Source organism: Pseudorhodobacter sp. E13, from assembly GCF_003991405.1.
Taxonomy (GTDB): domain Bacteria; phylum Pseudomonadota; class Alphaproteobacteria; order Rhodobacterales; family Rhodobacteraceae; genus Pseudorhodobacter.
In genome coordinates, this window is the sequence record NZ_RPEN01000147.1 from 30,060 (window position 1) to 56,454 (window position 26,395).

16 protein-coding genes are annotated in these 26,395 nt (G+C 61.8%); 12 read left to right on the forward strand and 4 right to left on the reverse strand.

The window, feature by feature from the left end; translation table 11 throughout:
- Positions 1 to 131: 131 nt before the first annotated feature.
- The gene (locus EGN72_RS04810; protein ID WP_127045515.1) at positions 132 to 11,357 is read right to left on the reverse strand and encodes an autotransporter-associated beta strand repeat-containing protein; all 11,226 of its coding nucleotides are present in this window, start codon (positions 11,355 to 11,357) and stop codon (positions 132 to 134) included.
- A 383-nt stretch (positions 11,358 to 11,740) separates the two neighbouring features.
- Here EGN72_RS04810 and EGN72_RS04815 point away from each other — a divergent pair, with 383 nt between their 5' ends.
- Genes EGN72_RS04815 through EGN72_RS04835 form a run of 5 tightly spaced genes read left to right on the forward strand, consistent with a single transcriptional unit; the run spans position 11,741 to position 17,549 of the window.
- Entirely contained in the window at positions 11,741 to 12,751 is a 1,011-nt protein-coding gene (locus EGN72_RS04815; protein ID WP_370323173.1) for a BMP family protein, read from the forward strand.
- Entirely contained in the window at positions 12,748 to 14,286 is a 1,539-nt protein-coding gene (locus tag EGN72_RS04820; protein WP_127045516.1) for an ABC transporter ATP-binding protein, read from the forward strand. The genes EGN72_RS04815 and EGN72_RS04820 overlap by 4 nt, the downstream gene beginning before the upstream one ends.
- Complete coding sequence (locus EGN72_RS04825) at positions 14,276 to 15,325, forward strand: ABC transporter permease (protein WP_127045517.1); 1,050 nt, start codon at positions 14,276 to 14,278, stop codon at positions 15,323 to 15,325. The genes EGN72_RS04820 and EGN72_RS04825 overlap by 11 nt, the downstream gene beginning before the upstream one ends.
- On the forward strand, positions 15,322 to 16,269 hold the full coding sequence (locus EGN72_RS04830; protein ID WP_127045518.1) for an ABC transporter permease: 948 nt from the start codon (positions 15,322 to 15,324) through the stop codon (positions 16,267 to 16,269). Before EGN72_RS04825 ends, EGN72_RS04830 begins: the two co-directional genes overlap by 4 nt.
- Complete coding sequence (locus EGN72_RS04835; protein WP_127045519.1) at positions 16,269 to 17,549, forward strand: amidohydrolase family protein; 1,281 nt, start codon at positions 16,269 to 16,271, stop codon at positions 17,547 to 17,549. Before EGN72_RS04830 ends, EGN72_RS04835 begins: the two co-directional genes overlap by 1 nt.
- A gap of 7 nt (positions 17,550 to 17,556) precedes the next feature.
- Here the strand turns inward: EGN72_RS04835 and EGN72_RS04840 are convergent, their stop codons facing one another.
- Positions 17,557 to 18,132, reverse strand: coding sequence for a DedA family protein (locus tag EGN72_RS04840; RefSeq protein ID WP_127045520.1), 576 nt, complete (start codon positions 18,130 to 18,132; stop codon positions 17,557 to 17,559).
- Between the two features lie 87 nt (positions 18,133 to 18,219).
- Here EGN72_RS04840 and EGN72_RS04845 point away from each other — a divergent pair, with 87 nt between their 5' ends.
- Positions 18,220 to 18,636, forward strand: a complete 417-nt coding sequence (locus tag EGN72_RS04845) for a secondary thiamine-phosphate synthase enzyme YjbQ (RefSeq protein ID WP_127045521.1) — start codon at positions 18,220 to 18,222, stop codon at positions 18,634 to 18,636.
- Here the strand turns inward: EGN72_RS04845 and EGN72_RS04850 are convergent.
- Complete coding sequence (locus EGN72_RS04850; RefSeq protein ID WP_233587034.1) at positions 18,633 to 19,349, reverse strand: 5-formyltetrahydrofolate cyclo-ligase; 717 nt, start codon at positions 19,347 to 19,349, stop codon at positions 18,633 to 18,635. The genes EGN72_RS04845 and EGN72_RS04850 overlap by 4 nt on opposite strands.
- A gap of 138 nt (positions 19,350 to 19,487) precedes the next feature.
- Here EGN72_RS04850 and nrdR point away from each other — a divergent pair, with 138 nt between their 5' ends.
- From nrdR to EGN72_RS04870, 4 genes are all read left to right on the forward strand, one after another.
- The gene (gene nrdR / locus EGN72_RS04855; protein ID WP_127045522.1) at positions 19,488 to 19,955 is read left to right on the forward strand and encodes a transcriptional regulator NrdR; all 468 of its coding nucleotides are present in this window, start codon (positions 19,488 to 19,490) and stop codon (positions 19,953 to 19,955) included.
- A complete protein-coding gene (gene ribD, locus EGN72_RS04860; protein WP_127045523.1) occupies positions 19,952 to 21,034 on the forward strand; it encodes a bifunctional diaminohydroxyphosphoribosylaminopyrimidine deaminase/5-amino-6-(5-phosphoribosylamino)uracil reductase RibD in 1,083 nt (360 codons plus the stop codon). The genes nrdR and ribD overlap by 4 nt, the downstream gene beginning before the upstream one ends.
- A 108-nt stretch (positions 21,035 to 21,142) precedes the next feature.
- Complete coding sequence (locus EGN72_RS04865) at positions 21,143 to 22,477, forward strand: 8-oxoguanine deaminase (protein WP_127045524.1); 1,335 nt, start codon at positions 21,143 to 21,145, stop codon at positions 22,475 to 22,477.
- 60 nt (positions 22,478 to 22,537) lie between these two features.
- Complete coding sequence (locus EGN72_RS04870; protein WP_127045525.1) at positions 22,538 to 22,858, forward strand: ribonuclease E inhibitor RraB; 321 nt, start codon at positions 22,538 to 22,540, stop codon at positions 22,856 to 22,858.
- 74 nt (positions 22,859 to 22,932) lie between these two features.
- On the opposite strand, the gene guaD is transcribed toward EGN72_RS04870, so the two are convergent.
- Positions 22,933 to 24,213 (reverse strand): guanine deaminase, encoded by a 1,281-nt coding sequence (gene guaD, locus EGN72_RS04875; protein ID WP_127045526.1) that lies wholly within the window; start codon positions 24,211 to 24,213, stop codon positions 22,933 to 22,935.
- Positions 24,214 to 24,368: 155 nt separating this feature from the next.
- Here guaD and mgtE point away from each other — a divergent pair, with 155 nt between their 5' ends.
- Positions 24,369 to 25,718: a magnesium transporter gene (gene mgtE / locus EGN72_RS04880; RefSeq protein WP_370323174.1), complete on the forward strand. Its 1,350-nt coding sequence runs from the start codon at positions 24,369 to 24,371 to the stop codon at positions 25,716 to 25,718.
- Positions 25,703 to 26,248 carry a 5-formyltetrahydrofolate cyclo-ligase gene (locus EGN72_RS04885; RefSeq protein ID WP_127045528.1) on the forward strand — a complete coding sequence of 182 codons (546 nt, stop codon included), beginning with the start codon at positions 25,703 to 25,705 and terminating at the stop codon, positions 26,246 to 26,248. The genes mgtE and EGN72_RS04885 overlap by 16 nt, the downstream gene beginning before the upstream one ends.
- Positions 26,249 to 26,395: the final 147 nt, after the last annotated feature.

Sequence of the window (26,395 nt, forward strand, 5' to 3'; positions counted from 1 at the left end):
AGACGCAAAGGCGCTCTGTGCCTTTGCCAAAGAATTTGCGCGCAACGGTCGGCGGGGCAGGGGGCAAGGGCGGCCGCATGAAAAAGGCCCGAGACAGCGTCCCGGGCCTTTGATTGCCGTGATCGATGGCGTCAGAACGACAGGCGGATCTGGGCCGTAACACTGGAAGATTTCTTCACATTGCTGCCAAAGCGCGTATCCAGCCGGACGTTGGCGTTCAACTGCTTTGCCCCTGCGCCGCCACCTTCCAGAATACGCACATAGTTCACACCCATGCTCAGCTCGCCGAAGCCGCCGATATTCTTGGTGGTGATGGTCTGCGTGCCACCCAGACGGTCGGTAAAGACCGATTTCCGATCCGATGCGAAATCGTGGTAGTAGTTCGCACTGCCGAAATAAGTGGTGCCCGCATTGCCTGCCGGGGCGATGATGGTTTTCGCAATCGTGCCACCGACAAAGCCGACGATGGAGTTAAAGCCCTCGATCCGCAGCGTTTCGCCATTGTCGAAGTTGACGGTCGCCGCCGATGTCCGCGTGTAAGACAGACCACCGGTCGGAACAAAGTTCAGCCCGTCATCATTCAGGTCCATCCGATAGCTCAGGCGGCCCGTCACGTTAACCGAATTGGTGCTGAACTTCGATTTGGCGGCGGACAGGCCAAGGCCGAAGAAGCCCGGATTAACCGTCTCGCTCAGGGTGAAGTCGGACTTTTCAACCCGAACCTGCACATCTGCCGTGATCCGGTCTTTGCTGAAGGCCGCATAGGCGCCCACGTATTTCTGGTCGAAATCCGAATGGGTCACGCTGGCAACTGCCGTGCCGCCACCGCTGACGCCGATAGACACATCCTGATCAGAGCTGCCCTTGTTATAGCCGATCATGGCACCGAAAGAGCCATCCCAGCCATCAAAGAAGCGCCCATCGTTGCAGCCAAAGTCATAGCCGCCCTGCACCCCGAAATATTTGGCCCGAACCGAGCTTTCAGAGGTAGAGACGCCGTTGTTGCTGGTGCCCGATACGGTGCTGTTGCCATAGGTGCCACGGAAATACCCGCCATGTGAGCAGCCTTCCTCGGATGCAAGGCCGCTGACGAAGGGGCTGGTCGGCCGGTTCACGACTGTGCCGATCAGCGATTGCACCAACGACGCATTGGCCGCAACGCCGCCGATCCCGGCGCTGGTCTGGCTGACGATTTCCAGATCATCGCCATTCTGGGCAAGCGAATAGATCACCGCACCGCCGGCCCCAAGGCCGGAATAGGTGAAGCTGTAGCTTGAAGGCACATTGCCATCCAGCACCTTGATCGGCGTGCCCAGATAAGGGGCGACCCCGTTGGGCAGCTTGTTCTGGAAGTCAAAGTTCAATGTGCCGCTGATCGCGCCCGTCACCGTCACAAGATCGCTTGTGCCGCCATTCGGGTTGATCAGCGCGCCACCGCCATCGGTTGCCAGCGGCGAACCCATGTTCAGATCCAACACAAAATTGGTATTGCTCAGATTGCCGTTGATCACCATACGATCCGTGGTGGCATTGGCAAAATCCGGGCCTGAGGGCAATTCCGGCGTCAGCAAGCTGACCGTGCCGCCCCCAGTCAGCCCGCCCAGCGATGTATTGCCCAAAGCGGTCAATCCCAGGAAGGGCTGGGCCACTGTCGCCGTCCCCGTATTGGTGAACACACCCGAAACAGACCCGTTCGTCAGGATGAATGTGCCTGCATTGGTGGCCGGGCCCGTCAGCGCGCCGCCCGTCAGGTCAAACACCCCGGTCGTAGAGTTGTTGACCGAACCCGACAGGGTGGCCCCCTGCGCGTTGAAGGTTGCGTTGTTGGTCATCGCACCCGAAACCGTGGCACCATTCGCATTCACGATGCCATTGTTGGTCAGCGTGGTGGTGCCAAGTGTGCCACCCGCCGCCAGATCAACAACCCCGGCCCCGCCATTGGTCAGCGTGCCGATCCCAGTATAGCTGTTCGCCCCGATGTTCAGGTTTGCCATGTTGGCAAAGCTTTGTCCGGTTGCGGTCAGCGGCCCCAACACATTGAAGGCCGCAGTGTTCGTCACGGCAGAGTTCAAAGCCCCTTGCGCATTCACGCTGCCGCTATTGGTCAGCCCGCCACTGGTGCTGATGGTGCCCGTTGTGGTCAGGGTTGCGGTGTTGGTGATGGACCCGGTCAAGGCAAGGTTGTCCGGTGCCGTTACCAGCATCGTCGCAGCGTTCGTGATATTGCCTGTCACCGCGCCCGTTGCCGTCAGCACGCCAGTGTTATTGGCCACGCCACCGGTAAACGTGCCGCCGTCAATATTCAGCACACCACCAGCGTTGGTCGTCGCACCCGTGACACTACCGCCATTCACGTCGGCCGTGCCGTTCACGCCTACGTTCAGCGCACCGCCAATGCTGCCGGAATGGGTCAGCGTGCCATCAGTCACATCCGCATCGCCAGTGATCGTTCCGCTGTTGACAAAGCCGACCGCGTTTTGCGCCAACGAGGCGATGGTGCCGCTATTATCCCCTGTCCCGGTATTGGTGACAGCCCCGGCCGTGCCAGTGTTGGTAAAGCTGCCCGCGTTGGTGACATCGGCAACCACGCCATTGTTGGTCATCGTGCCCGAGCCGGAAACCGTGGTCGCCCCGGCAATCTCGCCGGTCACAGTTAACAAGCCGTTTACCGTGGTGTCACCGGCATAGTTATTCGCGCCCGACAGGGTGGTCGTAGAGCCGCCATTGACATTCAGGCCACCGCTGCCAGTGATGATGCCCGAAATCGTGGAGCCGCCGCTCAGCAAAGTCAGGTTCCCGCCATCAAGGGTGATGCCGCCTGCGCCAGAGACGCTGGCCACGGCTTCATTGCCGCTGATGTCCAGGGTGCCTGCGTTGGTCACAGCCGCTGCCGCCGCCAGCGCGCCACCATCGGTGGACAGCGTTCCGCCGGTGATGTTCAAAACGGTGGAGGCCAAGGTGCCCGCGCCATTTACCGCCAGTTCGCCACCGCTGACGGTGGTCGCGCCGGAATAGGTGTTGGCCCCGGTCAGCACCTGCGTGCCGCCCGTCACCTCCAACGTGCCCGCATCCGCGATCACGCCCGAGAAGGTGCCGCCGGTGGTGCCCAAGGTCAGCGCATTGCCGCCGTTGTTCACCGCGCCCGCCCCGTTCAGCCCCGACAGAACCTCGTCGCCGCCAAGGTTGAGCGTGCCATCGACGGTGATAAGGGCCAGATTGTCGATCTGATCGTTGCCACCGGTCGCCAAAGTCGCCCCTGTATCCACATCGACCGAGGCCATGTCTGTGATCGAACCAAATGCCCCGATGGTGGTGGTGCCCCCCGCGATTGTGGTCGCCCCGGTGCCATTGGCCACCCGATCCCCCGCCAAGGTGCCGTTGATCGAATTGGTGCCGTTCAGCACTGCGGTATCCGTTGCGGTGATCAAACCGCCCAGATCAATGGTGCCATCGGTCATCGTGACCGTCTCAGCCTTGACGCTGCCCGCGACCGAACCTGCGGTCTGGATGAAATCGGTTGCCGTCAGCACATCGCCGCCGTCGATCAAGCCGCCGTCTTGGGTAACCGTGGCTTGCGTCACGGCTGTGTCGATGGTCAGCGTGCCATTGGTCAGCGTGGTGTTGGCCGCGGTATCCCCAAGGCTGCCGCCCGCCGCAACGGTCAAGCCGCCTGTGGTGTTGATCGTTGTGTCACCGCTATAGGTGTTCAAGCCCGACAGGGTGGTGTCAGAGCTGCCATTGACATTCAGACCACCGCTGCCAGCGATGATGCCCGAAATCGAGGAGGTGCCGCTCAGCAAGGTCAGATCACCGCCATCAAGCGTGATGCCACCTGCGCCAGAGACGCTGGCGATGGTTTCATCGCCGCTGATGTCCAGGGTGCCTGCGTTGGTCACAACCGCTGCCGCTGCCAGCGCGCCGCCATCGGTGGACAGCGTTCCGCCGGTGATGTTCAAAACGGTGGAGGCCAAGGTGCCCGCGCCATCCACGTTCAGGACGCCACCCGAAACGGTCGCCGCCCCGGTAAAGCCGTTGGCCCCGGTCAGGGTCTGTTCGCCGCCCGCGACGGTGAACGATCCTGTGCCGTTAATCTGGCCTGCGAAAAGGTCGTTGCTGGGGGTGTTCACTGTCAGGTTCGACCCTGCCGTATTCACAACGCCCGTGCCCGCGCCATTCAGGCCCAACAGGGTTTCATTGCCGCCAAGGGTCAGCGTGCCGTCAAGCGTGATTTCGGCCAGATCGTCGATCTGATCATTGCCCCCGGTCGCCAAAGTCGCCCCCGCATCCACCGTGACCGAGGCCATATTGGTGATTGCGCCGGTCGCCCCGATAGTCGTGGTGCCGGTGGCTATTGTTGTCGCCCCGGTGCCATTGGCCACCCGATCCCCCGCCAAGGTGCCGTTGATCGAGTTAGCATCGTTCAGCGTTGCCGTGCTTGTCGCCGTCACAAGGCCGGTGTTGCTGATCGTGCCATTGGTCATGTTGTAGACAGGCGTTGTGACGGTGCCTGCCACCACGCCACCGCCTTGGGTGAACGAAGTTGCCGCCGTCAGCGTGCCGCCCCCGGTAATGGACCCTGCGTCTTGGGTGACAATGGCTTGCGTGGTATCCGCAATCACATCCAAAACACCATTGGTAAGCGTGGTGTTGCCTGTCGTCGCCCCAAGTGAGCCGTTTGCCGTGACCGTGCCGGTGGTGTTGATCACCGTGCCGCCGGTATAGGCGCTTGGCGCGTTGATGGTGGCCGAGGCGGTGCCCGTCACCGACACCCCCCCTGCAAAGCTGTTCGGTCCGTTCACCGTGGCATTGGCCGCGCCAGACACCGACAAACCGCCGGCAAAGGTGTTGTTGCCGTTCAGCGTGGTGTCGGAGGTGCCCGTCACCGTTACGCCGCCAGCCCCGCTGATGACTGCATCAACCACCGATGCGCCAGTGTTCAGCGTCAGGTCCGTTGTGGCCCCTGTCAGGGTAACAAAACCCGATCCGTTGAACGAGGCAATCTCCTCTGCGCCGGTCAGGGCGAGGGTGCCGCCTGCGCTGGTCATCGCTGTTGCCGTGTCCAGCGCGCCGCCATCGGTGGACAGCGTATTTGCGCCAAGCGCGACACTGGTAGAGACCAATGCACCATTCCCGGTCAGGGTCAGGTTGCCACCTGCCAGCGTGGTTGCCCCTGTGTAGGCTTGCGCTTCTGTCAGCGTCAGCGCGCCGCCCATCACCTCAAGCGAGGTTGGGCCGGTGGGACCAGCCGCGATCACGCCGTCAAAGGTGCTGGTGCCAGTGGTCCGCAAGGCGGCAGCCCCGCCGGAGTTGATCACGCCGCCGGGTCCGGTCAGCGCATTCACAGTGGTGTCGGTTCCGTTCAGATCAAGGAAACCCGGGCCTGCGATATTCGTTCCGGCAATGCCGCTCAGCAGCAGGGCGCCTGCTGCGGCATTGCCAATCTGCAACGTGCCATTGACGATAGAGACTTGCGCCGTGCCGTCCGACACGCCACCGGTCGGGGCGGCGACAACAGTGCCTGCGTTGCCTGCGTTCCCGATGGTCAACGTGGTGCCGACCCCGGTAATTGTCGCATTTCCGGCAAGCGTCAGGCTGGTGCCTGTTGCTGCGGCAATCGTGCTATCCGCCAAAAGGGTGAAATCGGCTTTGGTCAACACGGTATTCGCCGTGCCCAACAGGGTGCCACCGTTCAGGACAACCGATCCGGCCGCGGCCCCCAAGGCATTGGCGTTATCAATCGCCAAAGTCCCGTCGGTGATGGTGGTTGTGCCAGTATAATTGCTGGTGGTGCCGGTCAGGTTCAGAATACCGGAGCCAACTTTGGTGATCCCGCCGGTGCCGGTGATCTGGCCTGCCATTGTGGTGGTTGCCGTGGCATCGCCCACCGTCAGCGTGTTGCCGTTCAGCGCCAGCGTGCTGCCCGCAGCCCCCGCCAGCGACCCGATCGTTTCGCTGTTGACATTGGCAAGCGTCATGGTGCCGGTGTCATTCAACACGACCGCCGCCGTATCCAGCAGCGCATCGCCGTTGTCCAGAATCAACTCACCCGCATTGCTTACCGTCACAAGCGCCGAGTCGATGGAACCCGTCAGCGTCAGCGTGGAGTTGCCATTCACGCCGGTCGCGCCTGTGTAAAGGTTCGTTCCGGTCAGTTCCAATGCGTTGTTGCCAGAGGTGTTCAGCCCGCCCGTGCCCTGCATGACGCCGTTGAAAACCGTGCTGAAATTGCCAGAGGTTGTCAGGTTCGCTGCGGTCAGGTTCACCGTGCCGGTGCCGTCGATCGCGGCAATGGTTTCATCGCCCTCAACGTTGAAAATGGCCGTGCCAGTCATGCGCACGCCATCATCATCCGCAATGCCGCCGCCGCCGGTTGCGCCATCGGTGGTCAGAATACCGCCCGCATTGATATCAATCGGGTCTGCGCCGGAAACATCAATCACACCTGCGCCCGTCACCGTGACGGTCGCCCCCGTGATGTTCAGATCCGAAGACGTGATCGCGCCGGTGACCGAGGTGGTTCCCGCTGTCGCTTCCGCTGCTGCCGCCCCGGTCAGGGTGCCGCTGATCGACCCGCCCTGCAAGGACGCCGTTGTGGCCGCCGAAACGGTGCCAGACAGCGTGCCGGTGTTCTGGGTGAAATTGCTTGTGTTCAGCGTCGCATTGCCGCTGATCGTGCCATTGTTGTTCAGGTTTACCGTGGCTACGGTGTCTGCTGCGGTGCTGACATCCAGCGTGCCGCCAGCCACATCCACCGTTGCGGCAGCAGCAAGGCCGCCATTGGTCACGTTCAGGGTGCCATTGGTGTTCACGTTCACATCGGTAGAGCCGATTGCGCCCGTCAGCGCAATCGTGCCTGCGTTCACGGTAAGCGCCCCGGTGGCAGCCGCACTCGTGCCCGAAATCGTAACGGTGCTGGTGCCCTGCTTGGTCATGTCACCCGCGCCGGTGATGACGCTGGTAATTTCTGTATCCGTGGCATCCCCAAAGGTCAGCCCCTCGTTCAGTGTAACGGTCGTGCCCGCCACACCGGCCAGACGGCCAATCGTTTCAACCGCAGTGTTCACCGTCAGGTTGCTCGTGCCCGCCAGGCTTACCGATGCCGTATCCGCCAAAGAGGCACCATCCACGATCAGGCGCGCATCGTTTTGCGCCACAATCTGCGTCGATGCGATAGACCCCGTGACGTTCAATGTGCCGCCGGAAATATCAGTCAGGCCCGTGTATGTGTTCGTCGCAGACAGCGTCAGCGTGCCAGAACCGATTTTCTCAATCGGACGCGCACCGCCGGTCTGGGAGATTTCGCCAGATTGCTGTGCCGTATCAGCGCCCAGAACTTCCAGCCGCGTGTCATTGCTGTTCAGCACGATCGGCGTCGCCATATTGACGTTGTCGCCATAGGAAATATCAGACCCGAGCGTGGTGATCTGTTGACCGCCGACAAAACCTGCCGCGCCTTCAACGCGCAAGCGCGCAGTGCCGACCCCGCCGCCGACAGTTACCGTGGCCACGCCCGCGTTATCGCCGTTCAGGCGCAAGGTGCCATCCTGCACCGTCAGGTTGGTGGCGGTGTTGGTGCCCGAAAGGGTTTGGGTGCCGGTCCCGACCTTGATCAGGCTGCCCGCGCCGCTGACCGCACCTGAAAGGGCGGTATCGGTGTTCAGCCCGCCTGTGGTCAGGGTGCGGGTGCTCAGATCAACCGTGCCGGTCCCGTCAAGGCTGCCAATGGTGTCGTTCCCGGTCAGCACCAGCGCGCCATCGTTGACCAGAACCGTTCCCGTCGCCAAACCGCCTTGGGTCGTCAGCGTCTGCGTGGCGTTGATCGTCACATCGGTCGATGTAAGCGCGCCCGTTCCCGAAAGCGTCAGGTTGCCGCCCGACAGGGTGGTGGTGCCGGTATAGGTGTTCGCGCCGGTCAGCGTGGTCGTGCCGCCTGTCACCGCGAGCGATAGCGCGCCGCCCCCATCTTGAATCACGCCGCCGAAATTGGTCGTCCCTAGCGTGTTCAATGTCCCTGCTGCGCCGGAGTTGGTCACGGTGCCCGTGCCTGTCAGGTTCACAACAGATGTCGCGTTTCCGTTGATGTCGAGCGTTCCGCCGCTCGCGATATTCGTTCCGTCAAAGTCGAACGAAAGCAACCCGTTGCCAGTGAAGGCATTGCCAATACGCAATGTGCCGCCAGCGATGTTTGCGCTGAGTGTGCTTGGACTAGATGAAATGGAAGTGGTCGCCGCAATCTCAACCACACCTGTTTCGGTGCCGCTGCCGAATGTCACCGTTGTGGGAGCGGCATGCGAAAAGTCAAGGTTGGTTGCTGAAAGCGATAGTGTCTGCAATGTGCTGGCAGCAAGGGTGGAGCTTCCATCAATGCTGATGTTCGTTTTGGTCACGGTCGCATTGGAAGTGGCGAGTAGCCTCCCACCGTTCAGAACAAGATCGCCCGCGCCAAGCGCTGCGTCGTTGTTTATGGCAACGGTGCCGCCGGTGATCGTGGTGTCACCGTTATAGGTGTTGGTGCCGCTCAGCGTCAGCGTGCCTGCGCCGGTTTTGGTCAACGCGCCGCCCACGCCCGAAATCGTGCCCGCAACCGCAGAATTTCCCGCGCCTGCAACCGTCAGGGCGTTGCCACCCAACTGCACGGTCGAGGTTCCGGTGGCCGCTGTAATCGTGCCGATAGTTTCGCTTTGCGTCAGCGTCAGATCCGCCGCACCATCCAGAATGATGGCCGCATCGTCCTTTACCGCACCATCCGCCGATGCCGAAACGCTGCCCAAGGTCAGCCCGGCACCCGTTGCAACAAATACCGTGTTGCTGTCGATGCTGCCGGTGATGGTCAGACGCCCCGCCGTAACGGTTGTGCCCTGTGCCGCGCCGACGCCGCTGTTGCCATAGGTGTTGTCCGCCGACAAGATCAACTCACCCGCGCCGATCTTTTCCAAGGGGCGCACGCCGCCGACGTCGTCAGAAATTACGCCGGATTGCGTGCGGGCCGGGCCTGCATCCACTTGCAGCTGGGTGTCATTGCTGGTCAGGTTGATCAGCGCGGCGCTGTCTGCCAGATATTCGATCACCGACCCTTGGGTCGTGATAGTCGTGCCGTTGTTCAGGGCTGTGCCAATGATCAAACGGTCCGTTCCCGGCCCGGCCGTGCCATCGCCGACCTGAACCGAAGTCAGGCCGCCAACCCCTGCATTCAGGGTCAATGTGCCATTGTTAATGGTCGCCGTGGTCAAGCCTGTTGCCGCGCCACCAATCGTCAGGTTGCCGCCATTGACCGCCGCCGTGGTCAGCGCGCCATTGGTGACAGAGGTCGTCCCGGCATTTGCGTTCAGCGTGCCGATAGCATTGGCACCCGTCAGGTTCACTGTCCCGGCGCCCGACCGCGTGAGGCTGCCTCCGGCCCCCGTTGTGATCGCACCAGACAGCGTGGCGGTGCCTGCTGCCTCAATCGTCAAGGCGGTATCGGTCGTGGCCGTAATCGCGGAATTGTTGGTGACAGATCCGATGACCTCAACTGTCGCGGTCGCCCCGGTTGTGATGGCTGCGCTGTTGGTCGTGCCGCTTGCGCCGATCTCAAGCTCACCACCATTGATGCTGATGGCCGTCATCGTGTTGCCTGTGTTCGACAGTTCTAGCGTGCCACCGGTCACACCCACATTTGCCACTGAAACAACACCGCCCAGCGTCAGATCATCCGTTCCGCCTTTGGTAAAGGTCCCGGCACCACCAAGTGTGCCCGCAAAACTGCGCGCCGCGGTATCAGCCGCATTCGTCGTCAAGGTCTGGCCCGCGGCGATGGTTGCGCCGCCGCCCGTACCAGAGAACGCGCCGATGGTCTCGCTCGCGTCGACCGCCAATGTGCCACCGTTGACCACCACAGCGCCCGTATTGGCAATTGCTGCTCCGCCCAAAAGCGTCAGCCCACCTGCCGTCAGTGTCGTCGCGCCTTGATGCGTGTTGGTGCCCGAAAGCGTCAGCACCCCGGCAGATTTACTGACGGTCACCCCACCAGTTCCAGAGATGTTGCCGGAAAACGCCGTTGTCCCCCCGCCCGCAACCGTCAGTGTCCCACCAGTCATCGCGATTGTGCCAGAGCCACTCAGGTCAGCGACCGTTTCATTTCCAGATGATTCCAGCGCGCCATCAACAATCAGATTGGTGCGGTCCGTGGCCGTCGAACGATGGCCAAGCAACGCGCCGCCCGCCGTTTGCAATGTGCCGCTGGCTTGCACATTGATGGTTCCGGCAACGATCGACCCCGTATTTGTAACCTCTGTCGTTCCTGTGTTCACAAGAACCGTTTCAGTGCCATCATCCAAAGCTGGGTTTGTTCCGCCGACCACATCACCCGCAATGACGCCAGCCTGAAGCTCCACATTGGTGGCCTGAACGACGCCAAGCCGGCCAATCTCGGCTGTCCCCGACATGGTATAGGTCGCGGCACCGGTATTAAGCCGAAGATTGGCAACTTGCGTGTCTGTTGCGAAAGTGCCGCCGCTATGGGTCATGGAATTGGCATTTAGCGTACCGCTTTGGGTAATCGTTCCGCCACTTTGAATGATGGTGCCAACCAAATCTGCGCGATTGCCTGTGAATGTACCGGTATCCTGCACCGTGAGTGTGCCCGCGTCATTCATGTTTGGGACTGGCGTGCCGGCGCCGCCATTTATGAACTCACCGTTGCCACTGATTGTGATATTGCCGCCGATAGTGCCGCTACTGTGGTTGGTCAAAACGCCATCAGAAACAATCACATTGCCGGTCACACCTACGCTACCACTCAGCCCAGTTGCGCCACCTGTAACAGTTAGATTGCCGGAAACGCTACCCGCAGCCAAAGTGGAGGTGCCGCCAGAACTAAGATTGCCATCAAAAACACCAGAACTTGATATTGTTGTGCCGGCCACCGATGCGACATCCCCACTCACGGCGCTGTTGGTATCATACAGGAACAGCCCTGCCGCGCCAGAAAGTGCAATTGTCGGACTCGTGAGGGTTGCATTACCATGGATATGAAGTTGCCCGCCGGAGGAAATAACCACCGATGCAACGTTTTGGTTTATGCCAACCATCCTTGGCTGATGCACTGCAGTAGTCCCACTCGGTGCGGTTCCCTGAATAATCACCGCACCTGTCGCGAGAGGAACATTGTCTCCATCCCAGTTCAGCCCGACATTCCAACTATCGGTCGTGGCATTTCCAGCTGTGCCTTCGCCATCCCACGTCTGGCCCAGTGCCGGGCCGCCCAAGGTGATCCCTGCCACCAGCGCCGTGCTGGCCAAAAGCGAGGCCCTGCGCGAGGATTTGGCCGAAGTGGCAAGATCGGTTTTACGAGAGGACGAAGCAACAATAGCGTTCATGGCAGGATCCATCAATTTTAATTGGCGCGCAGGCGCACAGAATACAATTGCTTGCAGCCTAGTCGCGCGGGGGAAGCTAGGGCAACTAAAAACTGTGAAAATACGCAGCTTCTATGCCTTCGGATATCAACATCGGCCCAAATCACACGCTTTTCGCGCAAAAATCCTGCCCAACCAAGCCGTTTAGGCCGCGATCTTCACGCGCAGCCACGGTGCCCGAAGCGGTGCAATTTCAGGCAATTCGGGCCATGCGTGCCGCTGCGGCAGGCAGTGGCCGGATTCCGGCTCAGTTAGCGCGATTTCACTGTCTAACCTTGTGACGAATCGCGAAATGACTTTACCATGTGGTCAAATAAACCAAACAACAGGGATCGGAGCGCAGAATGCACAAGATGAAGTATACGCCGACACGCCGTGCCATACTGATGGGGGCAGGGGCCGTGCTGGGGGCTGGGCTTTTGCCGGGGGCTCTGCGCGCGCAGACCCCGTTGAAAGTTGCGGGCATCTATACGGTTCCGGTGGAACAGCAATGGGTCAGCCGCATTCACATCGCGGCTGAGGCGGCAAAAGCTGCCGGGGTGATCGACTACAGCTATACCGAGAACACCTCCAACACCGATTACCCGCGCGTGATGCGCGAATATGCCGAAAGCGGCGTGCAACTGATCGTGGGTGAAATTTTCGGCGTGGAACAAGAGGCCCGCGAAGTGGCGGCGGATTACCCGGATGTGGCCTTCCTCATGGGCTCCAGCTTCATGCCGGATGAGGCGCTGCCCAATCTTGCGGTGTTTGACAATTACATTCAGGACGCCAGCTATCTGTCTGGAATCATTGCGGGTTCCATGACAAAGGGCAATATCGGCATGGTCGGCGGCTTCCCCATTCCGGAAGTGAACCGCCTGATGAATGCCTTTATGGCGGGCGCGCGCGAAATGAACCCGGAAATCAAGTTTCAGGTCAGCTTCATCGGCTCGTGGTTCGATCCGCCCAAGGCCAAGGAAACCGCTTTCGCGATGATCGAAAACGGGGCGGATATGCTTTATGCCGAACGCTTTGGCGTCTCGGATGCCGCGATGGAAAAAGGCGTGCTGGCGATTGGCAATGTGATCGACACGCAGGCCGATTACCCGCAAACCGTTGTTGCCTCGGCGCTTTGGCATTTTGAACCAACCTTCAACGCCGCCGTTGCGGCGGTGCAGGCGGGCAATTTCAAGGCCGCGAATTATGGCACCTATTCCTTCATGAAAGAGGGGGGCTGTTCGCTGGCCCCCTTGGGCACGTTCGACGGCAAAGTGCCCGAGGCCGCGATGGCGCTTGTCGCGGAGCGCGAAGCCGCGATCAAGGCGGGCACATTCACCGTCGAGATCAACGACACAGAACCGACCGCCTCGTGACAGCCCAAACCTTGGGGGCGCAGGACGTTGTTCTGCGCCTCAACCAGATCACGAAACGTTTCGGCGCGTTAACCGCGAACGACGCGATCAGCCTGACGCTGCATCGTGGCGAAGTCATTGCTTTGCTTGGGGAAAACGGGGCAGGCAAGACCACGCTGATGAATATCCTTTTCGGCCAATATACCGCTGATGAGGGCAGCGTTGAGGTGTTCGGCCACCCCTTGCCCCCCGGCAATCCGCGCGCCGCACTGGCGGCGGGGCTTGGCATGGTGCATCAGCATTTCACCCTCGCCGATAATCTGACGGTGCTGGAGAATATTCAGCTTGGCACCGCGCCGCTGTGGCGCATGGCGCTTGGGGTTGCTGCGGCGCGGGCGAAACTGGCGCGGCTGGCGGCAGATTTCGGGCTGGAGGTGGACCCGGATGCGCAGGTGGGCAGCCTGACGGTGGGCGAACGGCAGCGAGTCGAAATCCTCAAGGCGCTGTATCGGGACGCGCGGATTTTGATCCTTGATGAGCCCACCGCCGTGCTGACCCCGCAGGAAAGCGATGCGCTGTTTGATACCCTGCGCCGGGCGGTGGCGACAGGCCTGTCCGTGATCTTTATTTCCCATAAATTGCATGAGGTTATGGCGCTTTCTAGCCGCGTTCTGGTGCTGCGCCACGGCCGTCTGGTCGGGCAGGTCGCCACGGCCGAGACGGACCGCCACGCGCTGGCCGCGATGATGGTCGGGGCAGAGGTTGCCGCCCCCGCTGTGGCCCCGATGACGCCCGGCCCCGCGCGCCTGACCTTGCAGGCGGCCTGCACCCGCGACCGGGGGACCGCGCCGGGGTTGAAAGCGGTGTCGCTGGCCTTGCGCGCCGGGCAGATTACCGGGCTTGCGGGGGTGTCGGGCAATGGGCAATCGGCGCTGTCCGACCTGATTTCGGGCTTGGAAACCCTGACCTCCGGCAGGTTGGATCTGCCCGCGCCGCCGCCGAAATGGACGCCGCGCGCCGCCGTTGCCGCAGGCATCGCCCGCATCCCCGAAGACCGCCATAAAACCGGCACCATCGCGGATTTTTCACTGACCGAAAACGCCATTCTGGAAACCTATAATCAGCCCCCCTACAGCCATCGCGGCCTGATGAACTGGGCCGCCGCCGAGGCGCATACCGCCAAGCTGATCGAAACCTATGACGTGCGCTGCCCCGGCCCTTCCGGCCCCATCCGGCAGCTTTCGGGGGGCAATATGCAAAAGCTGATCCTCGGTCGGGTGCTGGAGTTGTCGCCTAGGATCATCCTTGCCAATCAACCTGTGCGCGGCCTTGATATTGGCGCGATTACCTATGTGCACGGGCGTTTGCTGGCCGCGCGCGATGCAGGGGCGGCGGTATTGCTGATTTCAGAAGATCTGGATGAAATCATGGGCTTGTCGGATGTCATTCATGTGATGTCCGAGGGGCGGCTGTCGCCGGAATTTGCCCGCGGCGCGCTGTCGGCGGCAGAGCTGGGGCTGTGGATGGCAGGGCAGGGATTTTCCGATGCGGCTTGAACCGATTGCCAATCCGGGCCTTGGCCGCCGCCTTGGCTTTCCCGCGCTGGCGCTGCTGGCAACGGTGGTCATCGCCTCTGCGCTTGCGGCACTGGCCGGGGCGAACCCGCTGGACACTTTGGGGCTGGTTGTCAAAGGTGCTGCGGGGTCAAAGTTCGCGCTGCTGGAAACGCTGAACCGCGCCACACCGCTGATTTTCACCGGGCTGGCCATTGCCGTGGCCTTTCGCGCCAAGCTTTGGAACATCGGGGCCGAGGCGCAGCTTTACGCGGGGGCGATTGTGACGGTGGTGCTGGGCACCTCGGCGCTGTCGGGCATGGGGGGCTGGGCGCTTCCTCTTGTCGCTTTGGCGGCGATGGTGGCAGGTGCGCTGATCCTGCTGGGGCCGGTCATGCTGAAGACCCGCTTTGGCGTGGATGAGGTTGTCACCACGCTTTTGTTCAACTTTATCATGCTGTTGCTGGTGTCCTACCTGCTGGAAGGCCCGATGAAAGACCCGATGGGTATGGGCTGGCCCAAATCCGCCCCCTTGGACAAGGCGCTGCGACTGCCCCGCATTGCCACAGGTCTGCGGCTGCATTGGGGCTTTGCCTTGGGGCTGATCGCGGCGGGGCTGGTGTGGTTTGTGCAGGTCCGCACCACGCTGGGGTATGAGATGCGCGCCGTCGGGCTGAACAGCCAAGCCGCGCGCTTTGCGGGGATTCCGGTCAATCTGGTTCTGGTGAAAACCGCGCTTTTGTCGGGTGGTTTGGCCGCGCTGGCCGGGTTTTCCGAAGTGGCGGGGCTGAAAGGCCACCTGAGCCTCGATCTGTCGCCCGGCTTTGGCTATACCGGTATCATCGTCGCGATGCTGGCGCTGCTGCACCCTTTGGGCGTTGTTATCACCGCGATTTTTGTCGCGGGCATTTTTGTCGGGGCCGATAGCATGAGCCGCGCGGCAGGCGTGCCGACCTATATCGCCGATATGATGCTGGCCACGGCTTTGTTGCTGATGGTTTTGGCGATTGGGCTGACCAAGTTTCGCGTGGTGCGGGGATGAGCTCGGTGTTCGACATTCTGCTGACCGCAAGTTTCTGGGCCGCCGCCGTGCGTATCGCCTCGCCGCTGATCTTTGCCACGATGGGAGAGTTGATTTGCGAACGCGCGGGCGTGCTGAACCTTGGGATCGAAGGGATCATGGTCATCGGCGCGTTTTCGGGTTGGATGGCGGTCTATCTGGGGATGGGCCTTTGGGGCGGCGTGGCGGTGGCGATGCTGGCGGGCATGCTCTTTGGCTTGCTGCATGCCACGCTGACAGTGCCCTTCGGGTTAAGCCAGCATGTCGTGGGGTTGGGTGTCACGCTTCTGGCCACATCTACCAGCTATTTCGCCTATCGGCTGATCTTGCCAGAGGTGATCAGCCCACCAAAAATCGAACCTTTCCAAGTGCTGGAATTCCCGTATCTTGTTGATATTCCTTTGCTCGGCCCGGCGCTTTTTGCACAAACCCCACTTACTTACGCCGCCTTTGCGGTTGTTGCGCTGACCGCGATCACGCTGTATCGCACCCCCCTTGGCCTTGCCATTCGGGCAGCAGGCGAAAGCCCGCAGGCGGTGGCCGCGCAGGGGCTTTCGGTGACGGGGTTGCGGATGGGGGCGGTGATTGTCGGCTCTGGTCTGATGGCGGTGGGGGGCGCGTTTCTGACGCTCTCGGCCTTCTCCAGCTTCTTTTTTGAGATGGTGAACGGGCGGGGCTGGATTTGCATCGCGCTGGTGGTGTTTGGTGCGTGGAAACCGGGCAAGGCGCTGCTGGGGGCGCTGCTGTTTGCAGGGTTTGACGCGCTCCAGATCCGCTTGCAGCAAACGCCAATCGGGCAGGCGGTGCCGTATCAGATCTTCCTGATGGCCCCTTACATCCTGTCGATCCTTGCGCTTATCCTGATGTCACGCCGGGCGCAGGTGCCTGCCGCGCTGATGATCCCGTTCAACAAGGGGGAACGCTGATGTTCGATCTTTTGGTCAAGGGCGGCACGCTGCCCGATGGCACCCGCGCCGATATCGGCATCACAGGCGACCGGATCGCGGCAATCGGCAGCTTACCTGAAAATGCCGTGCAAACCATTGATGCCACAGGCGATTTAGTCAGCCCGCCTTTCGTCGATCCGCATTTTCACATGGATGCCACGCTGTCTTACGGCAAGCCCCGGCTCAACGCGTCTGGCACGCTGCTGGAAGGGATTTCGCTGTGGGGGGAATTGCGCGACCTTGCCACAGTGGATGACATGATCGCCCGCGCGGTGGAATATTGCGATTGGGCGGTGTCGATGGGCTTGCTGGCGATCCGCAGCCATGTCGATACCACGCCCGACCATCTGCGCGGGGTTGAGGCGATGCTGGAGGTTAAGGCCCGCGTTGCCCCCTATCTGGACCTGCAACTCGTGGCCTTTCCGCAAGACGGGCTTTATCGCACGAAAACCGGGCGTGACAACCTGATCCGGGCGCTGGATATGGGTGTCGATGTGGTTGGCGGCATCCCGCATTTCGAACGCACGATGGCCGATGGCGCGTCCTCGGTTGCCGATCTGGCCCGCATCGCTGCCGACCGCGGCCTGATGCTGGACCTGCATTGCGACGAAACCGATGACCCGCTGTCACGCCATGTCGAAACCTTGGCGATGGAGGTGACCCGGCACGGCCTTGGGGGCAGGGCAGCGGGCAGTCATCTGACCTCTATGCATTCGATGGACAATTATTATGTGTCGAAACTGCTGCCCCTGATCGCGGAAAGCGGCATGTGTGCCATTCCCAACCCATTGATAAATATCACACTTCAGGGGCGGCACGATAGCTATCCAAAGCGGCGCGGGCTGACGCGCGTAAAGGAAATGCAGGCCCATGGCATCACCGTTGGCTGGGGGCAGGATTGTGTGCTGGACCCGTGGTATAGCCTTGGCACCGCCGATATGCTCGACGTGGCCTTCATGGGGCTGCATGTGGCACAGATGACATCACCACAAGACATGGCGCGTTGTTTTGATATGGTGACCACGCAAAACGCGGCCATCCTGAACCTTGCCGATTATGGCTTGCGGGTGGGCGCGCAGGCCAGTCTTGTGGTGCTTGATGCTGGCGGCCCGGTAGAGGCGCTGCGCCTGCGGCCCGACCGGCTTTGCGTAATTTCCAAAGGCAAACTGGTGGCGCAACGGGCGCGCAATGACGCGCAGCTGACCTTGCCGGGGCGCCCTGCCTCGGTGCGCCGCCGTCACAGGACCGGCCAAGCCTGACCCAAGGTTACGCCCCCGGCACCCGTTTGCGCCATTTGCGCACCGCAAAGACCGTCAGCACCAGCACCAGCACGACAGGCAGGCCGATTTCCACCCATTCCGGCACATCAAAGCCTTTGAACAGATGGCTGAGAAGATGGCTTGCCTGTTGGCCGACATGCACCAGAATGAAGGACCAGATGAAAGCGGCGATGCCCGTCAGAACCGTGTAGCGCAAAGGCGAAATCGGGGTCGCGGTGGCAAGGGCAACCGGACCCGCTGTGCGCACACCGGGCATGAAGCGGATCGCAAGTGCCAGCAGCATCGGATAGGCAACCGCGATGTTGAAAAACCGCCATTTCCGCGCCGCCTCTACCCCGCGAATGGTGCGCGGGTGGTGCCGGTAGCGCCGCGCGAGGTGATAGATCAACAGATCAGACGCCCAGCCCCCCGCCATCCCGGCAAAGATCACGGGCCATAATGGCAACAGCCCCCGCTGCGTCAGCAGACCCGAGGCGATCACGGCGGCATCCCCTTCGATTGCGGCTGTGCCGAACACAGCAAACAGCCCGAATTGAGAGATCAGATGGGTCGGGTCAAACATGGGGCTTTCCCTTTGGCGCCAGTGTCAGATATGCCTTTGGGCGGTCGCCGCAAGATGTATATTTGGCGCAGATGCGAAAGATTGCCGATGCACAAACGCTTTACGATCCCGACCACGGGCCCCGGCCTTTACGAGATGACGCCAGCGCTTTTGGCTTGGGTGAACAACCATGATTTGGCCGAAGGGTTGCTGACCCTGTTCATCCGCCATACGTCGGCCAGTCTGGTCATTCAGGAAAACGCCGACCCCGATGTTCAGGTGGATTTGCGGGCCTATTTTGACCGCCTTGTGCCGCCCAGCAGCGACCCGTCGATGCGCTATCTGACCCATACCTATGAAGGTCCGGATGATATGCCCGCCCATATCAAGGCGGCATTGCTGCCGACGCATTTGCAAATTCCTGTCATTCAGGGCCGTTTGATGCTGGGAACGTGGCAAGGAATTTACATCTTCGAACATCGCACCAAAGCGCAGCAGCGCGAGGTGGTTGCTTTGCTGCGTTAGGCCAGAATGAGGCGATGCAGCGCGATGTCATGCGGAAGGGGGAAAATGGTCGGGATGGCTTGCGCGGCAAAGCCGATGCCGATCAGCCGGGGGGCATGCCCTGCCAGGCGCAGCGCCTCTATCGTGCGGTCATAATAGCCGCCGCCATAGCCCAGCCGGTAGCCTTGGGTATCCGCCCCCACCACCGCCGCGATAATCAGGTCCGGGTGCAGCACCGCCGCCCCTTCGGCCGGGATGGGAATGTTCCAGATGCCGCGCGCAAGCTCTGCCCCCGGCAGCCATTCGCGAAACACCAGCGGTGCGGCCTTTTCCACCACCACAGGCAGGGCAATCCGCGCCCCTTCCGCCCGGCGGGCTGTGGCCCAAGCGCGTAGGTCAGGCTCTCCCTTGAAGGGCCAGTATATCCCGATGATCTTGCCACGCTCTTCGGCAAGGGCTTGCACAATCGCGGCCTCTGCCTTTTGGCGCTGCGCCACGGGCAGGGCTTGCCGGGCAGCGATCAGGCGCGCGCGCTCGGCCTTGCGCCAGCGCATCACATCGCGGCGCGTCTCGGCATCCTCGGCCATCTGGCAGGGGGAGGAGGCATAGGGAACAGGGTCCATCACTTCGCCTTTCTGTTGGGCACAGTTTTGCAGCCAGAACCCGGTTTGCGGCGCGAAAATCGACCTGTCACGCCCAAGATGCGGCATCCGCGCCTGAGTCCCGCGCGCCACACCTTTTCCCCTATATCTGGCATAGGCAAATATCCGCTACCCAAGACCTGTGCGCCTGCCTATAGTCCTATGGATAAGCAGGGGGGCAAACCCCCGCATTTGAGGCAGTAAAAACAAGAAACGAAGGGGGACCAGCCAATGCGCTGCCCATTCTGCGGGAATATCGACACCCAAGTCAAAGACAGCCGCCCGGCTGAAGATCATGTTTCCATCCGGCGGCGGCGGTTTTGCCCGGCTTGCGGCGGACGATTTACCACCTATGAACGTGTGCAGTTGCGCGATCTCGTCGTCATCAAGACAAATGGCAAACGCGAGGATTTTGACCGCACCAAGCTGGAACGCTCTATCCGTATCGCGCTGCAAAAGCGGCCGATCGACCCCGAGCGGATTGACCAGATGATCTCTGGCATCGTGCGGCGGCTGGAAAGTCTGGGCGAGACGGATATCAATTCCAAGGTGATCGGTGAGATTGTCATGGAATCCCTCGCGCGGATCGACACCGTGGCCTATGTGCGATTTGCCAGCGTTTACAAGAACTTCCAAGCGGCGGATGATTTCGATAAATTCGTGTCAGAGCTGCGCCCCGGCGGTTCCGCAGAGGAATGACCGACCACGAGGCCCATATGCGCCACGCGTTGCAGCTTGCAGCGCGTGGCCTTGGGCGTGTGTGGCCGAACCCGGCAGTCGGCTGCGTGCTGGTGAAAGCGGGCCGGATTGTCGGGCGCGGCTGGACGCAACCGGGCGGGCGGCCCCATGCCGAACGTATGGCGCTGGACCAAGCGGGCGCGCGTGCGCGGGGGGCTTTGGCCTATGTCACGCTGGAGCCTTGCGCCCATCACGGCAAAACCCCGCCTTGCGCCGAAGCCTTGGTCGCAGCCGGGGTTTCCCATGTTTACAGTGCCTTGACAGACCCGGACCCGCGCGTTGCAGGTAAGGGCCATGCCCTGTTGCGCGGCGCGGGCATTGGCGTGACCGAGGGCCTTTGCGCCCAAGACGCACAGCTTTTGAACCGGGGCTTTCTGAAACGGGTGACGCAGGGCCTGCCCTTTGTCACGCTGAAACTCGCCACTACGCTGGATGGTAAGATCGCGCTGGACACAGGCGAAAGCCGTTGGATCACCGGGCCGGGTGCGCGGCGGGCGGTGCACCGTATGCGCATGGCACATGATGCGGTGATGGTTGGGTCCGGCACCGCCTTGGCCGATGACCCGGACCTGACGGTGCGTGATCTGGGCGCGGCCTGGCAACCCCTGCGGATTCTGGTCGATGGCGGTTTGCGGGTGCCTGCCTCGGGGCGTCTGGGCCGCACGGCGCGGGCGCATCCGGTTTGGGTGCTGCATGCGGCGGGGGCCACGGTTGGGGCGTGGCAAGAGGCTGGGGCAAAGCTTCTGGAGGTTGCGCAGATCAATGACCACCTCGACCTGCGGGCAGGCATGGCGGGTTTGGCCGCGCAAGGTGTCACGCGGGTGTTCTGCGAAGGCGGCGCGGGGCTTGCCGCCGCGCTGATCCGCGCCGGGCTGGTGGATGAGGTGATCACCTTTACCGCAGGTGCCTTTATCGGGGCCGAGGGCCGCTCTGCGCTGGGGGCGCTGGGCCTTGCCGCGCTGTCCGATGCGCCGCGTTTGCGGCTGGTGTCACAGCAGGCGGTTGGCGGCGATATGCAAAGCATTTGGCGGTTTGCCTGAAGCCATTTCTGCGCTAGTCTGACCCGGCCTGCACGAGTCCTTCATCCCCCTTCTGTCGTGCCGGGGTGTTCCGATCCACCGAAGGGGGTGGAAAAAGGGGAACGCCAAGTGACAGAAATCCTTATCAGAAATGCCGATGTTGTGGTCACGATGGATGCCCAGCGACGGGAGTTGAAAGGCGCGGATATCTTGCTGCGCGACGGGGTGATTGCCGCCATCGGGCCGGGCCTTGCAAGCGCAGGCCTGGTGATCGAGGCGCGGGGCTGTGTGGTGACGCCGGGCTTGGTGAACACGCATCACCACCTGTATCAAACCCTGACGCGCGCGGTGCCGGGGGGGCAGGATGCGCTTTTGTTCGGCTGGCTGAAAACGCTCTACCCGATCTGGGCGCGCTTTGGGCCAGAGGAAATCTTTACCTCCGCCCAAGTGGGTTTGGCGGAACTGGCGCTGACCGGGTGCAGCATGACCTCGGACCATTTGTATATGTATCCCAATGGCGCGCGGCTGGATGATACAATTGCAGCGGCGGGCGAGGTGGGGCTGCGCTTTCACCCCACGCGCGGCGCGATGAGCATTGGCGAGAGTGATGGCGGCTTGCCCCCGGATGTGCTGGTAGAACGCGAAGCCGCCATTCTGGAAGATTGCATCCGCGTGGTGGACCGGTTTCACGATGCGCGGGAAGGGTCGATGCTGCGCGTGGGGCTGGCACCCTGTTCACCCTTTTCGGTCAGCCGCGACCTGATGCGCGATGCGGCCTTGTTGGCGCGGGACAAGGGCGTGATGCTGCACACCCATCTGGCCGAGAATGAGGAAGATATCGCCTATTCGCTGGAAAAGTTCGGCTGCCGCCCCGGCCAATATGCCGAAGATCTGGGCTGGGTGGGCGATGATGTCTGGCACGCGCATTGCGTCAAGCTTGACGGGCAAGAGATTGATTTGTTTGCGCGAACGGGCACCGGGGTGGCGCATTGCCCCTGCTCGAACTGTCGGCTTGGCTCTGGCATAGCCCCCGTGCGGGCAATGCGGGATGCGGGCGTGAAGGTGGGGCTGGGGGTTGACGGCTCTGCCAGCAATGATGCCGGAAATTTGGTGGCCGAGGCGCGGCAAACGATGCTGCTGCAACGCGTGGCCCGCGGGGCCGATGCCATGGGCGCGCGCGAGGCGCTGGAGATTGCCACCTTGGGCGGCGCGCAGGTGCTGGGCCGCAGCGATTGCGGGGCGCTGGAAGTGGGTAAGCGCGCTGATCTGGCGGTCTGGGATGTCTCTGGCGTAGAGGCGGCGGGGTCGTGGGACCCGGTCGCGTTTTTGCTGGCCGGGCCGATGCGGGTGCGCGATCTGATCGTCGAAGGGCGTGAGGTGGTCCGAGGGGGGCAGATGCTGACGCTCGATTTGCCTGCGGTGGTGGCACGGCAAAATCAGCTTGCACGGCGTTTGATGGAATAGGCCTTGCACAAAAGCGGGGCTTTGGGCAGGAAAGACCCACCCGTTTGACAGGAGCGACCGATGACCCATGACTTCAAGGCGCAACAGGCCGAAACCTTTGAAACCTTTGTCGAGATTGGCAAAATCGAGGACCTGCCGAAGCGGGCCGTGGTGAATTTCCTGTTTCTGGCAGAGGAGGTCGATGCCCCTTTTGCGGCAGCGGCAAAGGCGCTGAAAGCCGCAGGGTTTCAGACCGCGCTGGACGAGGATGGCGAGACGCTGGAGGCGCGGACCGGCGAGATGGAAATCTCAGCCGCTGCGATCTGGGCCGAAGAAAAGCGCGCGACCGAGATTGCGCTGAAATTCGGCTTTGACCCGGATGGGTGGGAATTGGTGGAATAAGGGGCGGGGGCGCTGCCCCCCTTGGCCTTGCGGCCAATTCCCCCCGGGATATTTTTGCCGAAAAGAAAGCGGGATCAGACCCGTTTGCCTGCCACATAGACCGCTGTGATCGCGCGGTCATCGCCCATCATGATGGTGGGGAAGATCGCTTGCCAGATGGTTTCGGCGCGGCGGGTGGCCTGTTCGATGGCAGGGGTGGAGGCGAGGTCTATCACCACAAGATCGGCCTCTGACCCCACGGCGATATTGCCGATTTTGCCTTCGGCGCGCAGGGTGCGGGCAGAGCCCATCGTCGCCAGCCACCACAGTTGCGCCGGGTGCAGGGCGGTGCCGCGCAGTTGCGCCACCTCATAGGCGGCGGCCATGGTGCGCAGCATGGAAAAGGACGACCCGCCGCCGGTATCGGTGGCAAGCCCGACCCGCAGGCCCCGCGCGACCATGGTTTCCATATCAAAGAGGCCGGAGCCGATGAAGGTGTTGGAGGTGGGGCAATGGATCAGGGCGGCGCCGACCTCGGTCAGGCGGTCCACCTCGCGCGGGTCCAGATGGATCGCGTGGCCGTAAAGCCCGCCCATGCCCAGCAGGCCATGTGATTCATAGGTGTCGAGATAATCGCGGGCGGTGGGAAACAGGCTTTTGACCCAAGCGATTTCATCGGGCTGTTCGGACAAGTGGGTTTGCATCAGGCAGGTCTGGTTTTCAGCCCAAAGCGCGCCGAGGGCGGCGAGTTGATCGGGTGTTGAGGTCGGTGAAAAGCGTGGGGTGATGACATAGGACAGCCGGTCCTGCCCGTGCCATTTGTCCAGCAGGTGTTTGCTGTCGTCATAGGCAGATTGTGCCGTGTCTTGCAGACCCTTGGGGGCGTTGCGATCCATGCAGGTTTTGCCGGCATAGGCGCGCAGGCCACGGCTTTGGGCTTGTTCAAAAAAGGCGTCCACGCTGGCCGGGTGAATAGTGGCATAGGAGCAAACGGTGGTGGTGCCATTGGCCAGCGTCAGATCGAAGTAGCGCGCGGCGATGTCGGCTGCATAATCCGGGTCGGCAAAGCGCATTTCTTCGGGAAAAGTGTAGGTGTTGAGCCAGTCGATCAACTGTTTGCCCCAGCTCGCGATGATCGCCGTTTGGGGGTAATGCACATGCGGGTCTATGAAACCGGCTGAAATCAGTGCCTTGCCGTAATCTGTGACCGTGGCTTGCGGATAGGCCGCGCGCAAGGCCGCACCATCGCCCACGGCTGCAATCTCTCCGCCCAGCAGCAAGACGCCGCCTGTCGGGTCCAGCTTGGCGGCTGAGGGCCCTTCGATAAAAGGATCGCCATGGTAGGAAAGAACCTGCCCCAAAATCAATTCCGCCATATTCCCCCGCCTGCTTTCAAGACTGTTCGCGCCCATCCTAAGCCCATTTCACGCGTAGGTAAATTTTCCAGTCACACCTGTTTCTTTGAAGCAGTTTATTCTAAGGTCCGGGCAATCGCGGCCTAGGGGGGAACATGTCTGACGTAATCGACGAAATGGAAGAGGATGTTCTGGACGCCCGCCGGATTGAAGCGATTCAAGAGGCGTTGGAGGCAGAAGACGCGGCACGGCTTGATGAGCTGCTGATTCCGCTGCACCCGGCCGATATCGCCGACCTTCTGGAACAGATGGACCGGTCTGACCGGCGCAACCTGTTGCGGCTTTGGCCCGATGGTATCGACGGGGAGATTCTGTCGGAACTGGACGAGGGCATCCGTGAGGAGGTTATCGACCAGCTATCGCCCGATGTGTTGGCCGAGGCCGTGCGCGAGCTGGACACGGATGACGTTGTCGACATTCTTGAAGACCTTGAGGAAGAAGATCACGGCCGCATTCTGGGTGCGCTGGAGGCGGCGGACAGGGTTGCCGTTGAAAAGGCGCTGTCTTACCCGGACTACTCTGCCGGGCGCTTGATGCAGCGCGAGGTGGTTGTGGCCCCAAGCCATTGGAATGTGGGCCAAGCCATTGATTACATGCGATCAAACGAGGCGCTGCCGGATCAGTTCTATCATGTGATCCTTGTCGATCCGCGGATGAAGCCGCAGGGCTATGTGACGCTGGGGCGGGTGTTGTCGTCGCGCCGGGATGTGTTGCTGAAGGATATCGAGGAGGAAAGTTTCCGCACGATTTCCGCGACAGAGCCAGAGGCCGATGTGGCCTATATCTTCAACCAGTATCACCTGATTTCCTGCCCGGTGGTGGATGAGAATGACCGTCTGGTCGGTGTGATCACGATTGATGACGCCATGAACGTGCTGGACGAGGAGCATGAGGAGGACATGCTGCGGATGGCCGGTGTTGGCGATGAGGCCAGCCTGTCGGACACGGTGTGGGAGGCAACGAAGGGCCGGGCGGTGTGGTTGTTTGTCAACCTGCTGACGGCGATTCTGGCCTCGACCGTGATCGGGGCCTTTGCGGATGAGATCGACAAGATGGTCGCTTTGGCGGTGTTGATGCCGATTGTCGCCTCGATGGGCGGGAATGCGGGAACGCAGACGATGACGGTTGCCGTGCGAGCCTTGGCCACGCGCGACCTGACGGCGCAGAACGCGCTGCGGGTGATTAGGCGCGAGGCGGCGGTAGGTGCGTTGAACGGCTTGGCCTTTGGTGTGTTGATGGCGCTGATTGCAGGCGTTTGGTTCGGGATTCCGATGCTCGCTTTTGTGATCGGGGTGGCCATGGTGATGACGCTGATCGCGGCGGCGGCGGGGGGGATTTTGATCCCGATGGGATTGCAGCGCTTTGGCATTGACCCGGCGCTTGCCTCGGGACCCTTTGTGACGACGGTTACGGATGTCGTTGGTTTCTTTGCCTTTTTGGGGTTGGCCTCATGGATATTGCTGTAAAAAAGGCCGCGCGGGCGGCAGGGTTTGCAGCGCGCAAGGCGGCTTTTGCAGCAGGGCAGGGGCAAGCGGCCGAGATTTTGGCTGACTATCTTGCGGCCCATAGCGGAAAGGCCTTGGCTGGCTATATGCCGATGCGAACCGAGATTGACCCGCTGCGCGCGATGGTGGCGCATCAAGGCGTGGTCGCGGTGCCGGTGATCACGGGCGCGGGGCAGGCCTTGCGGTTTCGTGAATGGTCGCCGGGATGCGCCATGGTGCCCGGGGATTTTGGCGCGCTGATCCCGGCCGAAGGCGCATGGGTGGAGCCGGAGGTGCTGATTGTGCCCTTGGTGGGATTTGACGCGCGCGGCTACCGCTTGGGCTATGGCGGCGGGTTTTACGACCGGACTTTGGAGGGCCTGCGCGCGCGCGGCCCGGTTTTGGCGATTGGCTTTGCTTTTGCCGCGCAAGAACTGCCTGAAGTGCCGATTGAGCCGACGGATCAGCGGTTGGACGTGATTGTCACCGAACGGGGTGTGCTGACGGTTTAACTGGGGGCGCGCCTTGGGGGAGGGGGGCCACCTCTGGGGGGATTGACCCCCCAGTCGGCGGCATTGCCATGGACCGTGGCGCAGGCTGATCTCAAGACCGGGTGGAGCAGGCTTGGTGACGCGTTTGCACTTTGGATATTTGGGCCG